At 49.2% G+C, this 23,665-nt stretch carries 21 protein-coding genes; 10 read left to right on the top strand and 11 right to left on the bottom strand.

Annotated elements, in window-relative coordinates; all coding sequences use genetic code 11:
• Window positions 1–29: 29 nt before the first annotated feature.
• The gene (locus HY774_03055; GenBank protein ID MBI4747434.1) at window positions 30–176 is read right to left on the bottom strand and encodes a hypothetical protein; all 147 of its coding nucleotides are present in this window, start codon (window positions 174–176) and stop codon (window positions 30–32) included.
• Window positions 177–260: 84 nt separating this feature from the next.
• Between HY774_03055 and HY774_03050 the strand changes: the two genes are divergently transcribed.
• From HY774_03050 to HY774_03025, 6 genes are all read left to right on the top strand, one after another.
• Window positions 261–1,961: a SagB/ThcOx family dehydrogenase gene (locus HY774_03050; protein ID MBI4747433.1), complete on the top strand. Its 1,701-nt coding sequence runs from the start codon at window positions 261–263 to the stop codon at window positions 1,959–1,961.
• Window positions 1,962–2,065: 104 nt separating this feature from the next.
• Window positions 2,066–3,457 (top strand): hypothetical protein, encoded by a 1,392-nt coding sequence (locus HY774_03045; protein ID MBI4747432.1) that lies wholly within the window; start codon window positions 2,066–2,068, stop codon window positions 3,455–3,457.
• 547 nt (window positions 3,458–4,004) lie between these two features.
• Window positions 4,005–4,940, top strand: coding sequence for an ABC transporter ATP-binding protein (locus HY774_03040; protein ID MBI4747431.1), 936 nt, complete (start codon window positions 4,005–4,007; stop codon window positions 4,938–4,940).
• Between the two features lie 152 nt (window positions 4,941–5,092).
• On the top strand, window positions 5,093–6,676 hold the full coding sequence (locus tag HY774_03035) for a hypothetical protein (protein ID MBI4747430.1): 1,584 nt from the start codon (window positions 5,093–5,095) through the stop codon (window positions 6,674–6,676).
• Window positions 6,677–6,949: 273 nt separating this feature from the next.
• Window positions 6,950–7,852, top strand: a complete 903-nt coding sequence (locus tag HY774_03030; protein MBI4747429.1) for a glycoside hydrolase family 104 protein — start codon at window positions 6,950–6,952, stop codon at window positions 7,850–7,852.
• A 188-nt stretch (window positions 7,853–8,040) separates the two neighbouring features.
• Window positions 8,041–8,616, top strand: coding sequence for a hypothetical protein (locus HY774_03025; protein ID MBI4747428.1), 576 nt, complete (start codon window positions 8,041–8,043; stop codon window positions 8,614–8,616).
• A 671-nt stretch (window positions 8,617–9,287) separates the two neighbouring features.
• Here the strand turns inward: HY774_03025 and HY774_03020 are convergent.
• The 5 genes from HY774_03020 to HY774_03000 all read right to left on the bottom strand — a co-directional run bounded on the left by HY774_03020 (window position 9,288) and on the right by HY774_03000 (window position 12,206).
• Window positions 9,288–9,728, bottom strand: a complete 441-nt coding sequence (locus HY774_03020; GenBank protein ID MBI4747427.1) for a hypothetical protein — start codon at window positions 9,726–9,728, stop codon at window positions 9,288–9,290.
• 17 nt (window positions 9,729–9,745) lie between these two features.
• Window positions 9,746–10,468, bottom strand: a complete 723-nt coding sequence (locus HY774_03015) for a hypothetical protein (GenBank protein MBI4747426.1) — start codon at window positions 10,466–10,468, stop codon at window positions 9,746–9,748.
• Between the two features lie 543 nt (window positions 10,469–11,011).
• Window positions 11,012–11,356, bottom strand: a complete 345-nt coding sequence (locus tag HY774_03010) for a DUF5615 family PIN-like protein (GenBank protein ID MBI4747425.1) — start codon at window positions 11,354–11,356, stop codon at window positions 11,012–11,014.
• Window positions 11,353–11,577, bottom strand: coding sequence for a DUF433 domain-containing protein (locus tag HY774_03005; protein ID MBI4747424.1), 225 nt, complete (start codon window positions 11,575–11,577; stop codon window positions 11,353–11,355). The genes HY774_03010 and HY774_03005 overlap by 4 nt, the downstream gene beginning before the upstream one ends.
• Window positions 11,578–11,615: 38 nt before the next feature.
• Window positions 11,616–12,206, bottom strand: coding sequence for an arylesterase (locus tag HY774_03000; GenBank protein MBI4747423.1), 591 nt, complete (start codon window positions 12,204–12,206; stop codon window positions 11,616–11,618).
• A 235-nt stretch (window positions 12,207–12,441) separates the two neighbouring features.
• Between HY774_03000 and HY774_02995 the strand changes: the two genes are divergently transcribed.
• The 3 genes from HY774_02995 (at window position 12,442) to HY774_02985 (ending at window position 16,688) form a co-directional block, all read left to right on the top strand.
• The gene (locus HY774_02995; GenBank protein ID MBI4747422.1) at window positions 12,442–13,161 is read left to right on the top strand and encodes an ABC transporter ATP-binding protein; all 720 of its coding nucleotides are present in this window, start codon (window positions 12,442–12,444) and stop codon (window positions 13,159–13,161) included.
• A 53-nt stretch (window positions 13,162–13,214) separates the two neighbouring features.
• Complete coding sequence (locus HY774_02990; GenBank protein MBI4747421.1) at window positions 13,215–15,752, top strand: FtsX-like permease family protein; 2,538 nt, start codon at window positions 13,215–13,217, stop codon at window positions 15,750–15,752.
• A gap of 246 nt (window positions 15,753–15,998) precedes the next feature.
• The gene (locus HY774_02985; protein MBI4747420.1) at window positions 15,999–16,688 is read left to right on the top strand and encodes a hypothetical protein; all 690 of its coding nucleotides are present in this window, start codon (window positions 15,999–16,001) and stop codon (window positions 16,686–16,688) included.
• A 167-nt stretch (window positions 16,689–16,855) separates the two neighbouring features.
• Here HY774_02985 and HY774_02980 read toward each other — a convergent pair whose 3' ends face one another.
• From HY774_02980 to HY774_02965, 4 genes are all read right to left on the bottom strand, one after another.
• Window positions 16,856–19,171, bottom strand: coding sequence for a TonB-dependent receptor (locus HY774_02980; protein MBI4747419.1), 2,316 nt, complete (start codon window positions 19,169–19,171; stop codon window positions 16,856–16,858).
• 21 nt (window positions 19,172–19,192) lie between these two features.
• A complete protein-coding gene (locus tag HY774_02975; protein ID MBI4747418.1) occupies window positions 19,193–19,360 on the bottom strand; it encodes a hypothetical protein in 168 nt (55 codons plus the stop codon).
• Between the two features lie 299 nt (window positions 19,361–19,659).
• A complete protein-coding gene (locus HY774_02970) occupies window positions 19,660–20,079 on the bottom strand; it encodes a universal stress protein (GenBank protein MBI4747417.1) in 420 nt (139 codons plus the stop codon).
• Between the two features lie 34 nt (window positions 20,080–20,113).
• On the bottom strand, window positions 20,114–21,340 hold the full coding sequence (locus HY774_02965) for an ATP-grasp domain-containing protein (GenBank protein ID MBI4747416.1): 1,227 nt from the start codon (window positions 21,338–21,340) through the stop codon (window positions 20,114–20,116).
• A gap of 481 nt (window positions 21,341–21,821) precedes the next feature.
• On the opposite strand from HY774_02965, the gene HY774_02960 reads away from it, so the two are divergent.
• Window positions 21,822–23,159, top strand: a complete 1,338-nt coding sequence (locus HY774_02960; GenBank protein MBI4747415.1) for a hypothetical protein — start codon at window positions 21,822–21,824, stop codon at window positions 23,157–23,159.
• Window positions 23,160–23,204: 45 nt separating this feature from the next.
• On the opposite strand, the gene HY774_02955 is transcribed toward HY774_02960, so the two are convergent.
• Complete coding sequence (locus HY774_02955) at window positions 23,205–23,654, bottom strand: hypothetical protein (GenBank protein ID MBI4747414.1); 450 nt, start codon at window positions 23,652–23,654, stop codon at window positions 23,205–23,207.
• Window positions 23,655–23,665: the final 11 nt, after the last annotated feature.

Genomic DNA, 23,665 nt, shown 5'->3' with positions numbered 1-23,665 from the left:
TTTAGGGTTCGGGGTTTGGGGTTCAGGGTTCAGGGTTCAGGGTCATAAGCGCCAGGATAAGGATCGGAGTCCCGCAGGGACGGCATCGGGTAGCCGGGGTGCGACAGCCCCCGGTCCCGGTCAGGTCGAGATCCAAGCCCTGCAAAGGCGACATAAAAGACAAGCGGATCGTTCAAATTGTCCTTATCCTGGCGCTTATGCCCCTGACCCCTGACCCCTGTTTTTCAAACCCCGAACCCTGAACCCCGAACCCTGTTCTTATGCGACTCTGGAACACACCCTCAAAACTACCGGATGGAAAATCTGCCCGCGACCTTGATCCAAAAGAAATCGCAGCCATCTATCATCGCGAAACCAAACACCATTTCCATCGCTATGCCCGCTCGCTTGGGTTTATGGATTGGGACAACCAGCCGGACCCATTTCGACGCTATGCGGGCGCTCCATTCATCGAACTTCCGCTCTCAGACACCGACGAATCACCTGCCGGCGAGATGCTTTACACCTCCGGCTCAATTCCCGTTTCACCACTCACCATCGCGACCCTTGGTCTGTTTTTTGAGCGCTCGCTGGCGATTTCGGCCTGGAAAGAATATCGCGGGAATCGCTGGGCATTGCGCATCAATCCATCAAGCGGCAACCTGCACCCAACGGAAAGTTACGCGGTGCTGCCGGCTCTCAATGAGATCAGCGACCAGCCAGGTGTGTATCACTACGCTCCACGCGAACACGGTCTGGAATGCCGAACCCGGTTCTCGGATGATCAATGGAAATCATTGTCCAGAGGCTTTCCAGACAATACCTTTTTTGTCGGATTGACCTCGATTTTCTGGCGCGAAGCGTGGAAATATGGCGAACGCGCCTTCCGCTACTGCCAGATTGATCTGGGCCATGCAATTGGAACTATTGCATTTGCGGCTCGCTCGCTTGGCTGGGAAGCTGTTGTCCTCTCAACTCCGGGAGATGCAACGCTCGCCGCGCTGTTGGGATTGGACCGCAAACTGGAATTTCACGCTGACGAACCTGAGCACCCGGAAACCATTCTGGCGATTGTACCTTCCACCAGTACTCAAAACCTTCCGGCAATGCTCCCGCTATCATCAATTTCTGAAATTGCGGCTGGTCAGTGGTTTGGGAAAGCCAATCGGTTGAGCAAAGAACACGCCGACTGGCCCATCATTGACGAAGTGGCCGCCGCCTGTCAGAAGCCGGAAACCCCAGGATTCACGACTGAATTGCAGCCCAAACCTGACAATTTTCACCTGGTTCCACCCACGGTTGACCTTTCAGCTCACGAGATCTTCAAACAACGCCGAAGCGCCGTCTCTTTTGATGGAGTGACCGGTCTCACGGCTGACCAGTTTTTCCGAATACTGGCGCGGACCATGCCCTGGGCAGGATCACTGCCGTGGAACACGTTTGGGGGCCCGGTCTTTGTCAATCTGGTGCTGTTTGTGCATCGGGTCGAAGGACTTGAACCCGGACTGTATTTTTTGGTTCGCAATCCGGCCCACGAAGCCACGCTCCGGGAAAAAATGCTGGCCGGGCACCTGTGGGAAAAGCCAAAAAACTGCCCTGACTGGCTGCCCTTGTACCTGCTGGATGCCGATAAATATCAGCGAATTGCCGCCCGGATCAGTTGTGGCCAGGACATTGCCGGAGACAGCGCGTTTAGTCTTGGGATGATCGCCGAGTTTGAGTCGCCAATTGCCCGGCACGGGGCCTGGCTGTATCGGCGACTCTTTTGGGAGACTGGCCTGATTGGACAGGTGCTCTATCTCGAAGCCGAAGCCGCTGGTGTCCGTGGCACTGGAATCGGCTGTTTCTTTGATGATCCGGTCCATTCGCTGCTGGGTGTTGGGGTGCAAGGAATGCAGTTTCAATCGCTCTACCATTTCACGATTGGTGGCCCGACGGATGATGGCCGGCTGACAACGCTGCCTGCCTATCCCAACCGGTAAAAGCGCGTTAAGCCTCTACACTCCAAATTTCACAAAGATCTGCCATGAATTGCGGCAATATGCCCCTTAAATCGCACGTTTCTCAATTGGTTTCTGGCCTTTGTTTGTTCATCCTTGCGGTCGCCACCATTGCCTTCACCAGGTTTCACCCACCAGAAACCGTGCTTTCAGCCAACGCCTGGGGCGCTGGGGTTCCCAATGGAAGCTGTATCACGGCCCTGGCTACTTTCAGGCCCTGGTGGATTCGGTACACGCCCAACCCGGTCGTGGTAACCGCTTCTGGAGGAATTGAACCACTGGTCAAAATTCCACGCGATAAAGTTGCCGTTAAATTCCGATATGACGATCAGGGGAATCAAGCGCCAGGAAAAATTCTTCCGGAACGTGGGATTGGTTACGAAGCCATGTTGGGAGGGCTCACCGCACTCCGGAGCCTCTTTTCCACCGACCTGATTTTTGATTTTGCCTTATTTATTCGCCTCCAGCAGTGGTCACTGGTCGGGGCGTTGATCCTGGTGCCGCTGGGATTTTACGGTGTGGGCTTATCTCCAACCGCCCCTCAATCCATGCTGGTGTTCACGCTGGTCTATCTGTTGCTGCTCATTCTGAAACCAAATACAAACGAGTACTTAAATGAAGGCATTATTGATAGTTCTCTGGCCAATACGGCTGCCGTGTTGAGTTGCAGTGCCTGGTTTTTCATTCTGAAGTTTGCCGAATTAAAGTCCTTCAAAGAAATCCTGGGCGTCAGCGCCTTGAGCCTGGTGTTGAGTTTTTCGACTCATATTCGGGGTGAATTTCTGATCGTCTTTATGGCCGTGTTCGCCTTCAATTTCTGTATCTTGTTCAAACACAACAAATTAAAATTGAGAGGTCTTTTGCTGACGCTGGTGATGCTCTTTTCGCTCCCGCTTGGCTATGGACTGATCAACAAAGCCGTTTTTGGCCATTTCATCCCGCTCAGAATGCACTTCGGACAAAACCTGTATGAGCCGATTGGTCAGTTTCCTAACCCCTGGGGTATTGAATACCGTGACGAATGGTTAATCAACTATGTCGAAGAAGCCGGGTATCAATATGGCTCGTTTGAAGACGATACCTTTTTAACCCGACGGTATCTCGAATGCTTGAAAGAAAATCCAGGACTCTTTCTGCACAATTTCACCAATCGGTTGCAGTTCTTTTCAAAAACATTTGGGTATCCGATCAATTTCCTGACACTGCTCCTCACGTTGATTGCCCTTGGGTGGAGTGCCTTCAAAGATGAGAAATTTTTAGGAATCGCCCAGCCGCTGTTGATGGCCCTTGGATTTCTGGCCTATTTTGGATGGATCAATTCAATGCTTCGATGTGTCACGCCAGTTCATTTCTTGATCAATCTGTTTTGGTGCTTGCTGGCAGCCTATCTGTATCAAACAGGTCACGTCAGCCGGTTCCTTTCATTTTTCAAGGACTTGAAAAACAGATTATACCAGTCAGTAGTCAGTAGTCAGTAGTTCACTAAGTTTATTTGATTGAATTACTTAACTGTTTCCTGAGTACCTTGTCATAAGTTTTTCGGAGATATTGGGTTTGGTAAGTGTTTGATCTTTTTCGTGGTTTTCGTGGTTTTCGTGGTTAAAATACCTGGAAATTTTCGGTAAGGGACTTATACCGTTTTGGAATGAAGTCATCGTGTCATGAAACAGTCAAGTTATTCTATCAAATGGAGTTAGTGAACTACTGACTACGATCTACTGACTACAAACTGGTATTATCATCAGCAACATCTCGGGCCTGAATGGGATGGACTCGCCAAAAGCAATACTCCGGGTACAACTTTTTTCATGAATTTGTAAATTTCTTTGAACCTGAATCAGGTTTTTCTTCGTTCTGGGCAGCATCTCAAAATTCAATTCTGAAACCAATCAATCAATTCAAATTCCGACGGATGGGGAACCCTCCACCTGGAGTGCTTTTCCTTTCAAGGAATTCTTTTGCCCAAATTCAGTGATTTTGATGTGTTGAAATCACTGCATTTTCGAACGAAGGTGTATTTTCCCCATGCTGAGCATTCAATCCGTTTCAAAACGCTATAAGACTGGAAATTTTGGAGTTAAAGATTTTTCCCTCAATTTGACCACTGGCGTGGTTGGATTGCTGGGGCCAAATGGGGCCGGTAAATCAACGCTGATGCAAATGATTGCAACAATTACCAAACCGACCAGCGGCACAATCTCCTTTCAAAATGTGGATATTGCGAAGACTCCCGAACCACTCCGACGGACATTGGGCTATTTGCCGCAGGATTTTGGGGTGTATGACAACCTGACCGCCTATGAATTCCTCAATTACTTTGCTTCGCTCAAAGGAATCCACAACCGGAACCGGGTGATGGAAATGCTGGAAATGGTCAACCTGCATTCAGTGTCAAATCGTGCGGTGAGTACTTTTTCAGGCGGGATGAAACAGCGACTTGGGATTGCCCAGGCGCTAATCAACAACCCGCATCTGGTGATTGTGGATGAACCAACCGCCGGGCTTGACCCGGAAGAACGCGTTCGATTCCGCAATATTTTGTCTGAAATCGGTTTTGGCAAACTCGTCATTTTATCCACGCATATTGTTTCAGATATCGAATCTATCGCCACTGAAATCGCGATTGTCCGCCAGGGGTCGCTGGTGATTTGTACAACCCCGGAAAAACTCCTCCAGGCAGCGGAAGGCTTTGTTTGGGAAGCGGTACTTCCGTCCGCTCAATTTGATCAGGTTCGAACCACCCTGAAATTCTCAAATGCCGTTCGCAAATCAGACGGAATCCACGTTCGCATCGTCGCCCCAGAACGCCCCGTCCCCCAGGCAGTCACCGCCGAAGCTAACCTGGAAGACGCCTATTTGTACTTTATGAACTTCTACCAGCCTGGACGAACCGAATACCAGCAGGGCGTTCGCGAAATTGCGCTGAGACATCACTCCGGCCCGCTGACCGTCGGAGTCTGAGCCCGGTAGGGCTGAAGACATCGGGCTGAAGACAAGCGGTTCCTGAATCACCTGGATTAAAAAAACAGGCACGTTATTCAGTCAAATGAATTTAGCGAACGACTGACTACTGACTACTGACTACTGACTCATATCTTATGAATACTGAAAGTTTGACTCGAATTCGAACAATTATTACAACTGATTTACTCATTCGGCTTCGCCGGACATCAACTATTTTTTTGTTTCTGGTGCTGTGTGTGGCGGCCTATCAGTTTATTCCAGACCCGGCAACTGGCAACGCTCTGGGTCAGTTTGACGGTCACCGGGCACTCTATAATTCAGCGTTTCTGGCGGTTGGAACGGGGATGCTCGGCGCATTTTTGCTTGGATTCTTTGGGTTCTATCTCACCAGCAACACGATTGGTCGTGATATCCAGACCCGAACCGGGTTTGTGATTGCCTCGACCGCCGTTCATAACTGGGAATATCTGATTGGGAAATTCCTGGGCAATTGTGCTTTTCTGGGAACGATCATTTCCGGATTTGCGGCCAGTTCGATGGTGATGCAATTGATTCGGGGTGAAGCCCCACTGGAACCACTGGTTTTTGTGACTCATTATGCGTTCATTCTGCTGCCGATGGTGGTGTTTGTGTCGGTGCTGGCCATTACATTTGAATCAATTCCCCTTTTGTCTGGAAAACTTGGCAGCGGCGTCTATTTCCTGGTGTGGCTGGTGACGATTACCGTTCCGGCGATTGGGATGGCGACTTCAGACAAAACTGGAAAACCCCATTTCACGGCTTATTTTGATGTCTACAGCATGACGATGGTGATTCGACAACTCCAGTTTGTCTTTCAAACCGAGTCGGTTTCGATTGGGGCGGCTGAGTTTGATCCAAATCTGGCGACGGTGGTTTTTCCAGGGTTTTCGTTTCAGGCTGGGTTTGTGCTGCCCTGGCTGAGTTCAACCTTGCTTCCGCTTGTGTTGCTTGGGATTGTGTTATTGGTTTTTCATCGGTTTAACCCGGCGAAGCTCAAAGCCTCAACTCAGAAATCAAAAAACTCGTGGCTTGCCAAAATCAATGAACTGGTCAAACCGTTGACCGGTCGGATGGTTGGTCTGATGGAACGTCTTCAATCAATCACACATGGGCCGACGCTGGGGAATTCCATTTTGACCGAATTCTTTTTGACATTGCGATTAAACCCGATGAGCCTGTTGTTGATGGTCGGCCTCGGGGTGGCAGCGCTGGTCAGCCCGGTGGGCAAACTCCAGGCCGGAGTCTTGCCGTTGCTGTGTGCCGTGGTGATTTTACTGATTGCCGATGTATCAACGCGGGATCGTCGCTCAGGTACGTTGGGACTTTTCCTGGCAACTCCGCATATCCGGGAACAGTTTGTCGCCGTGAAATTTGCCTCAACACTCCTGCTGGTGCTGTGTTTTACCATCATTCCACTGGTGAAACTGGTGTTTGCGGCGCCATCGGCAGCCATGTCACTCGCTATCGGATCTGTCTGGCTGGCGGCTTCGACGACCTGCCTGGGGATTTTGACCGAAAACCCCAAAACATTTACCTGTCTCTTTTTCTTTGTCTGGTATCTGGCGATTAACAGTGGAAGCAAAATGCCGGCCCTGGATTTTGCTGGCTGGTATGGAGTGGCAACTCCAGCGGTCCAGGCTACTTATGCCGGAATCGCATTTGGAATGCTGGTGCTGGCGTTCTTTGGCAGAAAATGGAAAGAACAAGTCTGATTGGCTCTGAATATTCACTGGTTATCTGGAAAGGCGGCTGCAAAGTCGCCTTTTTGCTTTTGTGAAGCAAGCGCAGATTGGCTTCATTTAATTTAATTTCAAGAAGATCAATTAAATCCAACCTGGATTAAGCCAAAACCTCCACGAAATAACCTTCAGTTAAAGTTCTTTTTTTCAGCAACTTACAGAGAAAACAAATTCCAACTCAGCGACTGGCACAGGAATTGAGTACTGAAGTGTCCAAAATTAATTCCGAAAAGGTGCAATGTCTTTATGGCCAAATACTATTCGGTCAAATCAGTCGTCAACGGTAAAATGGTTAAGGTCCCATTCCTTCAATCCGTTGGAATGAACAAACCTGCGAATCAAAAACTCAATCTGGCTAACGCGATGGCGGACATTCGTAAACTGCAAAAGATGTTCAATTTTCTTTTGAGGCACAATCCATATGAGCTTCGTCCATACCAAACCTCCATTGATGAAAATGGAATCAATGATGGCGGGTATTTTGTTCAATTGATTGCTGCATTCCAAAAAAATCAGAACATTCAGGGTGCCGAACGGCAACAAACGGTGGTTCTGCAGAATGGACCTACAATTCAGAAGCTTTCAGCCCTGGTCATGGACATCCAATGTACGACACAGACGCCACAAAACGCAGTTGATTTGATGAAACTCCCTGAAGTAAGAGCGATGATGGAAACTACTGCCTGGGCTGAGGGAACAAACGACAATTATCACAAATTAGTCAATGGAAAAGTCATTAAAACGCCGATCTCGAAATATCAGAAATTTATTGGTCAACACAGTAAAGAAGTGCCAATTTCGTTGGATCGGCATCCAGAAATATACATTGAATGGGCAAAAGGTGAAAAACTCAGTACCGCAGCCGGTCGCTACCAATTTTTGCATGAGACCTGGGAAGAAATGAGAAAGCCATATTGGTTAACCGATTTTGGCCCATGGTCACAAGATATTGCGGTTGTCGGCAAATTTATTGAAAAGAAAATGATCCGCCCTTTACTCCTTGGAGAATATTCAACTGCAGTCCGAAGAGGTAATCACACCTGGGCCAGTTTTCCAGAATCCCCTTACAACCAGCACCCAAAATCGATGGACGAATTTATTGGTGCTTTAAAACAGAACTTGAACCGGTTTAGCTATTTAGACGGGTAAAAAATATGAAGCGTCCTCTCTTTATTTTATTGTGCTTTTTGGGCTTGCTTTTTGGCGCACTCCATTTCGTAACTGTGCTTTTGCCAGAGGGACAACTGGAGCCAAGGTTAGCAGAAATACAACCCGAACAAACTCCTATCCCAGAATATTTTCCAGAGTACGATCCTGAATTTGAAGCAATTTGGGATATGTCTGAACCTTCGCAGTACATCAAATCCTTTGAAAAATACCTGCATATCCTGGAACCACATAATCCAAAACATCGTGGGTCTTTTCGAGGCGCCCCTCAAACATCCTTTGCAAACGAGGGCGAAGAGCCACGTGTGGTTCACCCGGTTCCAATCCCTGACTCAGCCATCAAAGCCCTGATTACCACCGAAGAAACCTTGGAAGACTTTCTCAACTGTTTTCATAACAATGAACGAGTAACCGTCCAGCTCCTAAGAGATTTAATCAGGCTTGAATTGATTTGTTCTGAAATTGACCTCAATGATGACGGATTGATTGACCTCCTGGCCATTGAAAGCAACAACGGTGATTGCAGTTTTGGTGCCAGCAATGGGGTATTTTGGGCACTCTTAAACTCTCCAAAAGGATACAAAGTGATTATGGCCGCGCAGGGCGCCGGTTTTGATGTGCTCAAAACAAAGACCAACGGAGTCAAGAATATCAGGCTCGTTTTCGTAGGCGGGGGCGAATTCAATGAAAGCCGTCTTGTGTTCAATGGAAAAAAATACGTGCTCAAAAGAGCCAAACGGCACTAATACCAGTTTGTAGTCAGTAGTCAGTAGTTCACTAAGTTTACTTGGTTGAATCACTTGACTGTCTTCTAATCACGAGGGTTTCATTGCAAATTGGTATACTCAGATTAGGCACGGAGACTGGGGCTAAGAAAAAGACCGATTTCTCCCAGGGCTCCGTGCCTCTGTTTTCTTCCCAAATTTCGCTTCCCACGCTTCGTCAGAGATTTCCCAAATCGAAAAAATCCAGCCCCAAAATAATCCGGCCATCCCGCCCACGAAAGTTAAAAACATGATAACCAGGGCCATACTTACTGCCAGCTCGAACCAGTATTGTAGCCTTGGTTGAGGAGCAGCATGATGACCATGTGAAAGAGAAACAAAACCCCAAAAGACTACACCTAAAAAGAATGGGGATATGCGTAAGCCAACCTTGATTCCTGTTAAAAATCCTCGAAAAGTTGTTGTCGGTTTAATGAAAACAAACCCCTGATCAATAAAAATCGAAGGTTTGGCTGTTTGGTGTTCCGTGTTGGTGGTCAGGTCAACCGAAGTACTGCTACACCGCGAACAAACTTCCTGCACCGGGTCAAAACAATCGCTCTGGTGGCAGATTTCGCATCGTCGCGCATGGGTGGTTCGGGCAATCTGAAACGTCGGTTGGTCCATGGGGTTTCCTCCAAAGCGTATAACTTTCACTCTTCGTCATATTCCTTCATAATTCCGAAGGTCGCTCCCCAAAATAGTCCAACTAAGCCACCAGGGAGTGCCATGAGTGAACCAACTATAACACTTGCCGATAAAAGCTCTAAAATACTGAATTCATAATTCCTGTGATGGCAGTAAATGAGCCCTGATGTCATCAGGTAAGCTACAAATGGAGATAGCAGGAACGCACACCCAACTCCATATAAAAACCCTCGAAAAGCAGTTGTTGGTTTGGGAAGAATAAAACCTTGCAGTGAAAATCGAGAAGTTTTACTTATTTGACCTTCTGAATGAACGACAGTGTCTTCCACTACACTGCTACAGCGCGAACAAACTTCCTGCACCGGGTCAAAGCAATCGCTCTGGTGGCAGATTTCGCACCGTCGCGCATGGGTGGTTCGGGCAATCTGAAACGTCGGTTGGTCCATGGGGTTTCCTCCAGAGCTTATCGCCGCCACTCTTCATCAATCCAAAAGGTGTGACCAGGAAGAATCAAGGTTACTTCGGCGCTGGTTTCAGCAACCCGCCGATTTCCGCCGGTTCCTTCAAGGACAAGTTCGGTCTGCTCGTTGTCAGGCAAGCCAAAGTTGAGCAGTAATTCGGCAAAATTGGCGCTTCCTTCGTCGGTGCCACAGCCCAAAACCACATCCCGGTTTTGCCAGTCTGACTCAGTCAATAGACGTTGTTTCTGGTTGGTCAGAGCAAAGTCCGGCAAATTCCAGTTACAGTGATGGCAAAAACTCTGCAAATACCTGGCTTTCCCTGTTGGCCGTTCTGGCCAGTATGCAAAGGCTTTTGGCTGAGTGTGAAAACCACCAGTGAGTCTTTTCAGCTCACGGAAATTATTTTCAATCCGAAACTCACGAATCTGACTGACTGGATGCAAAAACTCTAACCGAACGGTCATTGGTCTGGGCTGGAAAATCGTCGCCAGAATTAAAATTCCAAGCTGCCGAAAAGTACCCTTGTGCGCTTTGAAATAGAGCAAATCATTGCGAAATGAACCATAGTGATGCTCTGTCTTCACCACAATGATCTGGTCGGTTGCGAGTTTCTCTGGTGGAGCAGCCAGAGTTTCCCACGAGACAACAAATTCCTCGCTCCCATCGGTTACCGTTGGAAGCTGGGTGACAACCTCGCCATAGAGTCGTTCAAGGTCACAGGACATAGCGGGTGAGACTGGGGAGAGATTTCTCTTCTGGTGTCTTGCTTGTTTTTTCTTCCCACAGAATGCTTCCCATTCTTTGTCATATTTTTCCCAAATTGAAAAAATCCACCCCCAAAATAATCCTGCCAAACCGCTTGAAACAGTAAAAATCAATCCAATAAAAATAAAGCTCAGGAGAGCGGTAGACCCTCTTACTGGATTTGGTTGGTAATGGCGCAAGCCAAAAAAACACTCAGATGTTTTATGACTTACCATGACTAAAAAGGTCGGGGCAATCCAAAAGGTACACCAAACGGCAAATTTGACCCCGCAAATAAAACCGTTAACCGCATTTGTTGGTCGAATAGAAACCAGTTCTTGCCACAGAATGCGAGGAGTTACCCCAGCTTGATCTTGTAAATGAATGACAGCTTTTTCTGCTGTACCGCTACACCGCGAACAAACTTCCTGCACCCGGTCAAAACAATCGCTCTGGTGGCAGATTTCGCATCGTCGCGCATGGGTGGTTCGGGCAATCTGAAACGTCGGTTGGTCCATGGGGTTTTATCGGTGCCTCAATCCGCCTGGAGTAATCACAGAAAAAGCACCCGCTAACTGGTCCTGGTTGGAGATGATAACGGCTGAAACAATTTCTGCTTTCGATTGATTTGTAATCCCGGTTAACCTCAACAACAAAACACCCTGGTGAACTTTCTTCTCCCGAAAAACTAACTCGCCAAAATCTTTATCACCAGTGATGAGTATACAACCAAAGGTATTGGCGGTTTGAAGAACTTCATCATCAGAAATGCCTGGATTCATCTCCGCCACATACCAGACTTCATGCCCATCAAAACGGAGACGTTCAATAATTTGCGATTCAACGCTTTCATCCCCCACAAACTTCATGCGGCTTGCTCCGTGGTTGGTTCGCTCATCTTTTCAGCCGCATACGCCAAAGCCGATCTGATACCGTCTTGAGTCAATCGAGGAAAGGCTTCCAGAATTTGTGATTCGGTTTCCCCAGCCGCAAACCGCTCGAGAATTGACTGGACAGTAATTCGAGTTCCCTTGATGACCGGTTTTCCCATCATAATTGAAGGATCTGACTGAATAGCATTCTGATTCATTGCCTTCTCCTTTGTACTCTGTAAAAGCTCAATTCCACTCACTTTACCAAAGGTTCTATCACCTTCCACACGTTTTCAGTCACCTGCCGGGTGCCTTCCGGGTTAGGATGGATGCCGTCCGGTTGATTGAGTTCAGCCCGACCTGCGACGCCATCCAGGAAAAATGGCACGAATGGAAGGTTGTATTCTTTGGCCAGTTCACCATACACGGCTCGAAATTCTTTCACATAATCGGGTCCAAAATTGGGCGGCGACTCCATCCCGGTCAAAATAACAGTCGCACCCTTTTGGCGAGATTTCTCGATGATTTTCGATAAATTTGATTTGAGTTCTTTTGGTGGCAGACCGCGCAAACCATCGTTGCCGCCCAGTTCAAGAATCACAAATTTCACATTGCCTTCCAACGCCCAGTCAAGGCGGCGGACGCCTCCAGCCGAAGTATCACCCGAAACACCAGCATTGATAACTTCAAACTGTAAGCCCGCTTCATCCACCTTCTTTTGCAGCAACGCCGGGTACGCCTGATAGCGTTCCAACCCATATCCGGCGGTCAGGCTATCGCCAAGCGCCACGATTTTTGGAAAACTGGAACGGTCCACTGTCTTTCCAACGGGTCCGGGCAAGGTCATTTCCGCAGGTTTTGGACTGGTCGCCGGCGAGTTTTCCTTCACAACCGGTGGGCTTGTGCTGCATCCTGTGGCAGCGCAAACCAGAAAAAGAAATACCAATCTCACACAAGGAATGAGGCTAACGCGTTGAAATCTCTGCAAGGCGTTGAACCCTGAACCCTGAACCCTGAACCCTGAACCCAATGGCTTCATATTCACACCCATTTCAATTTTGATTTTTGATTGACTTGACCCAATGATACAGCTTTTGAACGTCTCGAAAACAGTCACCAGCGGAAATCAACCCCTCACTATCCTGCATCCGCTCGATTTGGAAATCCCCCAAAGCCAGTTTATTGCGATTGTCGGCCCGTCTGGAAGCGGGAAATCAACCCTGCTTGGACTCGTCGCCGGATTGGATACGCCTTCGTCCGGGGATATTTTGCTGGACGGAACCAACATTTCCCGCCTGGGCGAAGACCAGCTTGCAGCGTTGCGCGGTGAAAAAATCGGCTTCGTTTTTCAATCATTTCACCTGATTCCATCGCTCACAGCTCTCGAAAATATTCAGGTGCCGATGGAAATTGCCGGAGTCAAGCAGGCCAGTGCGCGAGCCAAAGCATTACTCGCCGAAGTTGGGCTGGAAAATCGCGGTCATCATTACCCATCTCAACTTTCCGGTGGTGAACAACAACGCATCGCCATCGCCCGCGCCTTTTCCAACAATCCGCCGATCCTTCTGGCCGATGAACCAACGGGGAATCTCGATAACCAGAACGGCGAACACATCATTGAATTGCTGCTCCGATTCAACCGCGAAGGCGGCACCACGCTGGTCCTGGTCACTCATAATCACGAACTGGCTGACCTGGCCCATCGGAAAATCTCTCTCCGCGATGGCCGGGTCATCGAAGATACTACCAATTTGCAATGGAGTCCCCCGATTAAAGAACAATCAAGTGATTCAACCAAATAAACTTAACGAACGACTGACTACTGACTACTGACTACAAACTGATATACATCCTTATGAATTTTGTTCTGAAAATGGCACTCCGGGAACTGAAAGCTTCCTGGAAACGGCTGGTTTTATTCTTTGTGTGCATTGCGATTGGAGTTGGCGCGATTGTCACCCTGCGGTCACTGATTCAAAGTGTGCGTTCAAGTGTCACTGGCGAAGCCCAATCATTGATGGCAGGTGACATTGAGGTTTCCTCCAGTCGGGAATGGACGCCAGAAGTGCTGCAAAAAATTCAGTCCACGCTGGCTGCTTCGCCACAACCCAAACAAATCCAGCAACTTGAAGTCATTGAAACGCCAACGATGAGCCGGGCGACCAGTGATGAAACGGGGACAAGTTCACGGATTGAGTTGCGGGGCGTACCACCGGGATATCCATTTTATGGAACGATTCAACTAGAAGATGGAGGTGTCTTGTCGCCTGACCGACTGGCCAACAACGGGATTGTCGTTCAGCCAGCGCTCCTCACTCAACTCAATGTCAAAGCTGGCGACGAAATCAAAATCGGAACGCTCAATTGCCGGATTCAGGGTGTGATTCAGTCTGACCCGGCTTCAACCCTGAGCGCACTCAGTTTCGGGCCACGCGTGTTTATGAGTCTGGAAACACTCAAACAAAGCGGTTTGATCGTTTTTGGCACCCGGGCGCGCTATCGCCTGCTGTTGAAAGTTCCGGAATCTCAAGTCGAGACGCTTTTTAACAGCTTGAAAGAATCACTCAAAGGCCAGCTCGTCAGCGTCAATTCCTACCGAAATTCACAAAATCGAATTACAACCCAGTTTAATCAAGCGGAAGACTTCCTCAGTCTGGCGGGTCTGATTGTGGTCATTTTGGGAGGAATTGGGGTTTCGAGCGTGATTCGCGTCTACATCACCCAACGCTTTAAATCAATTGCCATTTTGAAATGCCTGGGGAGCACCAGTCGTCAAATCATCGGCACCTACCTCACCCAGGTGCTGCTGCTGGCACTGGCGGGAAGTGCGCTGGGGATTGGCGTGGCATATCTGGCCGTTTGGGCAACGCCACGGTATTTTCTCACTGATTTTCCGATTCAGGTTGATTTTCATTTGACCGCTTCGGCGATTGGACAGGGTTTGGGAATTGGAGTTTTGATTGCCCTTCTGTTTTCACTCGTTCCATTGCTTGATATCCGGTCAGTCAAACCCAACCTGCTGCTCAGGGGTGAAAGCGGAGATCGAAAAAAACGGTTTGACCTCGTTCAGATGACAGCCGTGACGGTGGTGGTCTCGGGTCTGCTGGGCATTGCAAGCTGGCAGGCTGGGTCCATCAAAATTGGAGCGGCGTTTCTGGGCGGTCTGGCCGTAACCGCCTTGCTGTTATTTGGCGTGAGCCTGCTGCTGGTGAGTGGGCTACGGAAAATTCGCACGATTCCCCGGTTTGTTGTTCGACAAGGAATTACCAATCTGTATCGGCCCGGAAATCAGACCCGGCTCATCTTGCTCACAACGGGTCTGGGCGTGTTTTTCATCATTGCGGTCAATTTGATCCAGACCAACCTCCTCAAAGAATTCAATTTCTCGCTGCTGCAAAATGCCTCCGACATGTTTTTGATTGATATTCAACAGGATCAGCGCGTCGGACTGGTGGAGCTGGTTCGGCCAGTGATTGGAACGGATATCGAACTGGTTCCATCGCTACGTGCCCGACTGATTGCGTTTGACGGGAAGCCGATTGAACTTGAAACCGTTGAAAATGCCTCGGAACGCAATCGCCTCGGACGTGAATACACGGTGACCTACAGCAACAAACTCGGCCCGAATGAACAAATTGTGGAGGGAAAATTTTGGGATGCGACCCCAAGCACCGAGCCGGAAGTTTCAATCGAAGAAATGCTCTATCAAAACACCGGGCTCAAAGTCGGCAGCACCCTGACGGTTGATATTCTGGGACGTCGGATCACGGCCAAAGTTACCAGCCTGAGAAAAGTAGACTGGCGAAACTCGCGCACCGGCTTTGTGATTTTGTTTCGCCCAGGCGTTCTGGATGAAGCTCCGCATACTTTCCTGGCCGGAATCAAAGGCCCGACTGATCAACGAGCCCGCAGCCAGTTTCAAACCTCAATCATCAAGCAATTTCCCAATATCACCGTCATTGATGCCCTCGACATCATCAACCGCACCAAATCTATTTTAAGTGGGTTTACCCTGGCGGTTTCCTTTATTGGCGGCTTTGTTTTCTTGTGCGGCGTGCTGATTCTGGTCGGGTCAATCGCCATGACCAAATATCATCGGATCTATGAAACTGCGATTTTGAAAACCCTGGGCGCCAAACGCAACGCCATCATTTTGATCACCCTGGTTGAATATGGCCTGCTTGGGCTGCTGGCTGGAACTATCGGTTCAAGCGCCGCTCTTGGGTTAGCCTGGGCAGTTTCAACCAAAATCTTAAAAATTGACTGGCACTTTTATCCTTCGATCAATATCGCTGGTGTGGGAGTGACCATGTTGCTGGTGGTTTTTGTCGGAGTCGTTTCAACCCTCGACATCATGGTGAAAAAACCATTGGGTGTGTTGAGGGGAGAATAGAACCGGGGTCAGGGGTCAGGGGTCAGGGGTCAGGGAAATACAGTTTTTTCAATAGTTTAACCTTGCCGTAATACGGTGGGTTCATTCCAAAATGGTATCAGTTGGTCACCTTGTCACCTTGTCACCTTGTCAGTTGGTCACCTTGTCACTTATCTGGGTTCCGGGTCTTCGAATTTTGGTCCTTTTCGTCCTTTTTATCATTTGCCAAACCAGCCCCCAATCAATTTTCAACTGAAAGGCAGTGCCATGGAAAATATCAGTGAACGACGAATGGTGCAGGAATTTGCCTGCTATTATGACCTGTATGTACCTGAAGGAAATCAACCTCGGCCACTGGTCATTGCAACTCACGGCTATGGCGGAGACAAAAAATCAATGCTCCGACTGACCCAGCGGATGATCAAACAGGACTGTGTCATCGCAAGCCTTCAAGGCCCGCACCAGCATCTGGTTTATCCCGACGAAGCTAAACCTTTATCGTTTGGATTTGGGTGGCTTACAAACTTTAAATCACACGAATCAGTTGTGCTGCACCATACCAATGTCAACCAGATCATCACCGACCTGTCTGCCGAAGGCATCATTGATCGTCCCCAGACATTCCTGATTGGGTTTTCGCAATCGGTGGCACTTAATTTTCGATATGCCTTCACCCATCCCGAAAAAGTTCGCGGCGTAGTGGGCCTGTTTGGTGGAATTCCAGGTGATTGGGAGAGTGAAGGAAAATACCAGGCGGGAAATTTTGACGTGCTCTATCTCGGTGGTGCCACTGATGAGTTTTATACGCCGGATCGGATGGGTGAAAATGCCGAAAAGCTCCGACAGCGTGCCCGTTCAGTTGAGTTTCAGGTGTTTGATTGCGGACATATCATCCCCCGCGAGGCCGACCCGGTCATTGATGGGTGGGTCAAAAAACGAATGAAGAATGAAGAATGAAAATACAGGAAGGAAGAATTGAGAATGGAGAATGTATACCATTTTGGAATGAAATCCCCGCATTATGGAAAGGCTAAGACATTGAGACTATTGTATTTCCCTCAGCCCTTAGCCCGATACCCTCAGCCCAAATTGGTATACCCCTTCTGCAATCAAACACTGTCGGATTACTTTTCTCCAAACCGATAGGTCACTCCAAAGGTCAGCGTGAACGGATACCCAGGTGTTCCGTGAATGCGCTCGACCGCCTCCGCACCAGGGCGCACACGCGATTCACCAAAGTTCTGCACCTCGAAATACTTCTTGTTGAACAAGTTATCAATGTTCATGCTGAGTTCGACACCTTTGGGGAGTTTCTTCGCCAACTTGAAATCAACCACATCCAAACCGCTGGCCCGGATTGATGTATTCACCGAATCCAGAATATAGCTGTTGATATGCCGGTAACTGAGCACGCCGCTGAAACCCGCCAGACTTGAAAGAATCAGGTTGGCATTGAACGTGAATGAAGGAGCGTTTGAGAGATATTCACGCGGCTCTGTTCCTTTGAAAAAAGCATTGATAACTCTAGTTCCAGAGGCATTCAGGCTCAGAAAACGCAGGAGTTTGGCCGAACCCTTGATCTCGTAGCCGTAACTCCGGCTCGGCCCCTGGAGTTCAATGGTGTTGTCATCGGTGATATAGACCTGTGTCTGGGACTGGTCAATCAAAAACGTGGTGGTCGAGAGCCCAAACCGTTCTTTGTTCAAGGCAAAGCCCGTCTGGTAAAAGTCTGAGGTGGCTACCTTTGGGCCTTCTGGACGTTGGGCCACGCCGCGCGCGTCCTGCGAAGTAACACTCCGTCCATAGTTGAAATACAAGCCGAACGGAAGGCGCTCCACCGGATGAAATTCGACCGCAAATTTCGGCTGGGCTTTGGTGGAAGTGGTGGAACCGTCAAACTGCGGTTCGTTCCGGTCTTGGACGCCAAAATAAAAGGTGTCGAGCCGCAGACCCAGATCAAGATGCACTCTCCCGAAATGGAAGTGGTTTTGGACGTATTCGCTGAAGGTTGCAATTTTGGCTCGCACGTCAGTGATATTGAGATATGGGTCACGTTTGAAACTTTTGTTGAGCGTGACAAAAATCTGATTCGCCAGAAATCCGCCGCCAGTGGTCAGCAACGCATCATATCCGCCGATTTTGTAGGGCTTCAGATATTGCACGTTGGCGCTTTGCTGCAATCTCGAATCGTGCTGGTTGAACTGATCGCCAGGTGCTTCATTTTCCAGGAAAAACGTGAAATTGTTGTAGAGATCAAAGAGCGACCGGGCCATCAGGCCGTCTAGTTTCAAGGACGATCCGTCCTGGAACTCTTTCTTGAATAACACCGAACCGTTGAAGGTCCGCACCCGACCACCTTCCGTGCCGTCAATTGCCCCGAAACGGTCCAAATCGCGGCTGGCAATTAAGTCAGTTGGAAGCTGACCGGATGAAAAGAAGTCGTTCCGGCCAAAATTGAACTTGAACGCCAGGCTTTTTTCCGCTCCCAGGTTGAACTTGTAGGAACCAGTGAGGTTGTCGCGGTCATAGGGTTTATCAAACGGGGTGTCGGTGCGGGTCAGTTCGTAGGCCAAAAATCCGTTTTGCGGACTGATTGCAAAAAAGCCGCGCTTGGTGTTAAACGAGCCGCCCTGCAACCGGACAATGGCGGTTTCTGCAAGAGATTCCTTGAGTGAAATCTGGACCACGCCGAGACCGGAATAATTGCCGTATTGGGCCGAAAACGGACCATTCAGGATTTGCACATTATCCACCAGTTCGCTCGAAAGCGATTTGAGTTGCCCGAGATACCCCTGGCCGTGCCCCTGGGTGGACTGGTTTTGGTCAAAATTATCCACCCGCACGAGCAACCCCGGTCCAACACCGCCATGGTCGAGGTTGAATCCGAAGCGACGGATTTCAAGGCTTTTCCCGCCGCCTTCGTGCTGGCCGGCGTTGATGCCGCTCCCGAATTGGAAAAACAGTTGGTCATCGCGAGCCGGAAAGCCTTCACGATACAATGTATCATCCTGGCGGTTGATGGTCGGCTCGGTCGTATCGCCTTTGATGACAATCGTGTCGTGAACCGGAGACACGATATAGTCGGCTTCGATTTCGAGGCTCTCGACTTTCTCGCCTGGACTGATCGTTTTCTCGATCCGTATCAAATTCTTCCCTTCCACCACCACCGCTGTGACCTTCTGTGTGACCTCACACCGGAAATGACCTTGCTTGTCAGTTGTCACCGATTGTTCACTGGCGGCGGTGCGAATGATGACCGTGGCGTCGGCAATCGGTGCTTGGCGGGTATCAACCAACATCCCGGCGACTGTATACGGAGTTTGGGCCGAAACCCCGAAACAGGAACTGACCACCAGCATTGCCGGCAATAACCAGGTGCGTGGGAGACACCAGGTGAAAGGGGTGAGTCTTCCATAAAAGAACATATCAAAATCCTTCATAAATGATAATGTGCTACAAATTTAAATTTCGTAACACGAATTATGAAAAAAACTGGCTATCCTGCAATCAAAAATGTTTTCTTCTCTGAAAAAATTAGTCAGTGCCTGAATCTCAGCCGCGATGCCGCACAAAATGGCTGTTTCCAGGCAATAGTGATGGTCAAGGTACAGATCGGTGATGGGGACCACCAGGCCGTAGTGGTGTGCTGCCGGTTGGGATCTGGTGCTCCAGGTTGTGAGTGTGATGATCGTAGCCAGAGATGAACCTGCCTACGGCTTCACCTGCATTTTTGGTTTCATGCAGGTGTATTTCCACAACTGAATATTCCAATCTGTCGTCAAGTAGCGACTGTGGCTGGGAAAAACAAAGGGCCTGACCCACCTGTCACCCTTGTTGGTTTCATTCGATTCCGTATAAGGTAAAAGATGGACCAGGCCCATTGCCTCAAAAAGCAATCCCAGTCAATTCTTCATTCTGCTCTTGTGCCTCACTTGACCAGCATGACCGGGCATTGCGCCAGGATGCCGACCTTGTAACTGTTGGTGCCCCAGTTGTATCCCGGATTGCAGGGGTCAATCCGGTGTGAGGCCAGTACAATCAGGTCGCTTTTGTTTTCTTCGGCAAACCGGACAATCTCCTGAGCCACCCGGCCATAGAGAATGATCTCTTCAAACGGAATCCCGGCGCGTTCCAACTGGTTTGACAGCCGGTCAAGGTGCTCGTGGGAAGTTTGCTCCAGGCGATCATAGAGGTCCTTCCCTTCTTCCAACGACAAGCCGACGATCAACTCGATCACGTGCAGGAGCGTCACCTTTCCGCCGTTTTGTCTGGCTAAATCGCTGGCAATTTTGAGGGCACCAGCATAGCGTTCTGAAAGTCCGACGGGGACGAGAATATTTTTAAACATATGACCCTCCGTTCCGTCCGCAGGGCGACTTTCCTCATAACTCTTCAGGACGTTCGAGGGGTGGCGCCACTGCGGTAAAATCCTCAGAAATCCGCTCCTCATAGTGAGAGAGCAATTCCTGTACCCGCTGATAACTGGGTGAAGCCACGATAAAACCGGCGTGATAGCGTTTTTTCACCCGATGAACAATCTCTGGATCAGTATATTCCGAAGTATCTGGCCATTCCTGACGGGCCAGCGACATAATGATCCCGGCGTATTTGTTGGCCGCAAATGGTGGTTTATAGGGATTTTGCGGGGTGGCAGTCTCAAGTTTTGCCCATTCGGTCCAGAGACTGATTCCGTTGGCGGCTTCGCAAGTTTCGGCAATAAAGGCTCCGCCGACCCGCGAGGCAATCTCTAAAAAGTAAAACTCCCCGTCAGCCGCGCCTTTGATAAATTCGACGTGAGCCACACCGTCCGTCAGCCCCATGCTGTCCAAAATTTGCTTGTTATACTCAAAAAGCTGGTTTTCCTCATCGCTGCCGTGCTCAATGATACAACTGATGAAAATTCCGCCATGATGATAAATGTCAAATGGTGGACGGCTATACCGACTGGCCGAACAAAACACAATTTGCCCGCCCGAAATCAATGAATCAACGTGATAGACATCTCCTTTTATATATTGTTCCATCAGGTGATGAGATGGACGTTCGTGAAGCAGCGGTCGGTGTTCAAGTTCTTTTATGGTATTCCAGACCTGATCCTCACTGGTTAATTTGCGGATGCCAATTCCCCCGGCGCTCGACCGGGGTTTGAGCATCCACGGAGGCGGTACCCGATGCAAAAACGCATTGATGTCATCGTGATTGAGGACCTGTACAAAGTCAGGAACCCGAACGCCCGCCTTCTGTGCCGCAACTCGCATGGTGTATTTGTCACGGAAAAACCGAGTTTGGGAGGCCGTCATGCCGGAAATAGTCATGTGCTCACGGATCAAGGCCGCGGTCAACACGTCAAATTCGTGCAATGCCACGACATGGTCCAATTTGAATTTGGAGGCAATATGGCTGGCGGCTTCAATGAACAGGTTGTTTTCAGCATCATTGGGCAAAGCGAGCAGGTCTTCCAAACTTTCACGAGGCCAGTTTTCTTTGAGTGCTTTTTCTTTGGTGAGTAAAAATACGCGATGCCCCAACCGGCGACATTCGCGCATAAATTCCGCACCAGCAAACAAACTTGAAAGACACAAAATGTTGAGGGCGTTTGTTTGAGCCATAAGTATTTGAAAATGGAAAAATTACCAGGGTTAATGGGGCAACAAAGCTTTCATGGGAATGAGTGACGGAGGTAACGCGGGGCAATTCTACGGGTTGACCGCCGCTTTTCCAAGTGAAGAAAGTGAAAGCATCAGGGAACCTTTTTGAAACCGGCGAGACTATGAAGAACGGGCTGAGGGCTGAAGATTTTGAGCTGAAGGCTGAAAATCCAATGTATCCAAAAAACCTCAAACCCCAGGCCCAGCCGCCAAATACCAAACACAAGGAGTTCCTATGATTTTCCGGAGAGATTTGATCATCATTGCTCTCATTCTGGCCACAGCATTCGCCAGTGGTTTTGTTTATCGAAATTTCAACCGCTCGAGCACCTCAATCCCAACGGCGTCAGCTCAACCGGGTTTGGTGGTTGACGAACTGGCAACGTCTGAAATCATTCCCCAACCTGATCAACCGGAAAAGAAACCAGTGGAAAAGAAAAAGCTGGTACCGCTTTCGGCTCAAGAATTTGCGGCCTATACCAGAGTTGTTTCAGATACGGCCCAAATGGTTTCGAATCAACAGGCGATGGCACTGGCCACCAAACATGGGCTGGATATTTTAAACGTTACCTGGGAAGACACCGGACGCTATAAAGGCTCAGCAGTCGGTTCAAACATCAGTGATATGACGATCCAGGTTTCAGCCCGCGACCCGAAAACCGAACGATTCACCGTCACCTGTATGCCGGTGATCCGATTTCCAAACTTTTCGGATAAAAGTTGCGACCTCGACCCACGTGATTTCACGCTGCTGGTCGGCAATCAAAACGATCAACCGCTCCAGCGGATTTCGCTCTATGAACTCCTTGAAAATCCGACGCTGTACCTGACCAATCCTGGTTCCTGGAAAACCCCAAAGAAAACATTGATTGCCCCACGCGATAGCAAAGTGCTGGTGAGTGCCCAGGCGTGTTTCTTGCCAATTCCGAAAAACGGCTCGGCCACATTTAACCCGGTGGTATTTAATTATCAATCCTATGCCGGAGACCCCGCCGTGCTGACTGTTTTGGCCACCCGCGAAGGCACCAGCGTCACAGTCATTGATAACAAACGAGATGCGTTTGAAACCGGCGCCGTGTGGGGCCAACGGTTGTTTCACAATGCCGGAGGCCAGCGTGCCAGTCTGACCGGTGAACGCGAAAGTGATTTCCGGGCAAAAGCTTCCGATCCTGGGACGGCTCCAACCGTTGGGACTGAAAAAACTGAGACAGGACTCAACATGGTGTTGCTGGTTCAAATCCCGCTCAAACAAAAGCGTCCAATGCAGTTTGAGGATGTGGAGAGCGATATGACCGTGGCCTGTGCGGCACCGCCTGAAATGGAATCGCTTCGAAAACGCAGCGATGTTGAAAATGCAGTCATTGGCCACGGAGACATCGAAGGGCCCTTCACTGAAATTGACAATCTCGAAATCGAACGCGATGAAAATTTGCCGGTTCGGGTGACCGTGCAGTTTTACAAGGCAACTTCAAACGGCGTGGTCAGCCCTGCCGATCTGGCATCCATCAAACAACAAATTGACCGGGTGTATGCCCAGAGCGATTATGTCGGAAGTCTCGTTACCGAAGGCGAAACCGGGCGCGTGACCGAATATGTCGGGGCGAAAATCCAGCCGGCTGACTGGTGGGAAAAATTCTGGCAGCGGCATCAGGCCAACACCGGCGATTCCCCCGAAGTCGCTATGACCAAATTACAGGCTCTGCTTGGAAAGAACTATCAGCAGCAACCCGTGACCGAACTGTATGTTCGGAATGTGCTCAAGGCTCGAAAAGGACGATGACCCTGTGTGGAGTGCGGTGGCTTGACACCGCACTCCGCAGTTTTTTCAGCTTGGCCCAAAATCGAATTTCCCATCTTTACGTTCCTCAAGGCCACCAGGAATAGCTCCAACTGGTAACCAAAACCGCCAAACCCGAACGCCAGCACATCGAAACGCATTCCGGATCTGCTGTTCAAGGGAAGCATCAAGTTTCATATCTGATTCAAACTCATAGTAGGTATCAGGGCACTTTTGTTTGTGCTCCCAGAGTGCCTGGCACAACTCGTTCGGGGCAAAACCATACTGTTTATCTTCAATCATGATGAAGGCTCTATCGTGTGGTCGCACAAGATGAACAACCGTTTTTCGGGTGAGCTTTGGCTGATGCGGTGTAACCAAATTCGCCTTTTCAGGAACTGGTTTGGTTTCAAGCGATGGTTTTTGAGGAACTGGATTTGACTGGCAAGCCCCAACATACAGGCCAAACATCACCAAAAATAAAGATCTTGTCTTCATGGTCACTCCTT

The organism is Acidobacteriota bacterium (genome assembly GCA_016208495.1).
Lineage (GTDB): Bacteria > Acidobacteriota > Blastocatellia > Chloracidobacteriales > Chloracidobacteriaceae > JACQXX01.
The sequence above is the reverse complement of the archived record's forward strand: the minus strand, read 5'-3'. Positions and strand labels throughout refer to the sequence as shown.